Source organism: Nocardioides sp. (assembly GCF_024509035.1).
In the GTDB taxonomy this organism is placed as follows: domain Bacteria; phylum Actinomycetota; class Actinomycetes; order Propionibacteriales; family Nocardioidaceae; genus Nocardioides.
Genome location: NZ_JANINT010000370.1, coordinates 838 through 1,537 on the forward strand (window position 1 = coordinate 838; position 700 = coordinate 1,537).

The window sequence follows — 700 nt, forward strand, 5'->3', positions numbered from 1 at the left end:
CTCCCGCGGCAGCGCCGCCTGCAGGTCAGCCATGGCTCCACTCCTCCGACTCCAGGCGGGCCGCCGCCAGGTGGCACGCGGCCCGGTGCCCCTCGCTGGCGGGCAGCACCGGCAGCGGCACGGTCCGGCACGCGTCCTCGACCAGCACCGCCAGCCCGCTGGCCAGCGCCGGGCAGCGCGGGTGGAAGCGGCAGCCCCGGGGGATCCGGGTCGGGTCGGGCACCTCGCCCTCGAGCACGACGGGCTCGAGCCGGTCGATCTCCGGCACGACCGACAGCAGCGCCTGCGTGTAGGGGTGCTGCGGCGCCGCGACGACCTCCTCCGTCGGGCCGGCCTCGACGATCCGGCCGAGGTACATGACCGCGGTGCGGTCGGCGATGTTCCACGCCAGCCCGAGGTCGTGGGTCACCACGAGGACGCCGAGGCCGAGCTCGGCGCGCAGCGTGAGCAGCAGCGCGAGGATCTCGCCGCGGATCGAGGCGTCCAGGCTGGACACCGGCTCGTCGGCGATCAGCAGCTCCGGCTTCAGGGCGAGCGCGCCGGCGATCAGCACCCGCTGCCGCTGGCCGCCGGAGAGCTCGTGCGGGTAGCGCAGGAACAGCCGCTCCGGCGGGCGCAGCCCGGCCATCGCCAGCGCCTCGGCGACCTGCTGCTCCTCGTTGTCCGAGAGCCCGTGCAGGCGCAGCCCCTCCGCGACCGA

Annotated in this window: 1 protein-coding gene; it reads right to left on the bottom strand. The window is 76.1% G+C overall.

All coding sequences use genetic code 11. From position 1 onward, the window contains the following. Positions 1-25 precede the first annotated feature (25 nt). A partial coding sequence (locus tag Q0L15_RS21435; RefSeq protein ID WP_296606791.1) for an ABC transporter ATP-binding protein occupies positions 26-700 on the bottom strand: 675 nt, incomplete at its 5' end.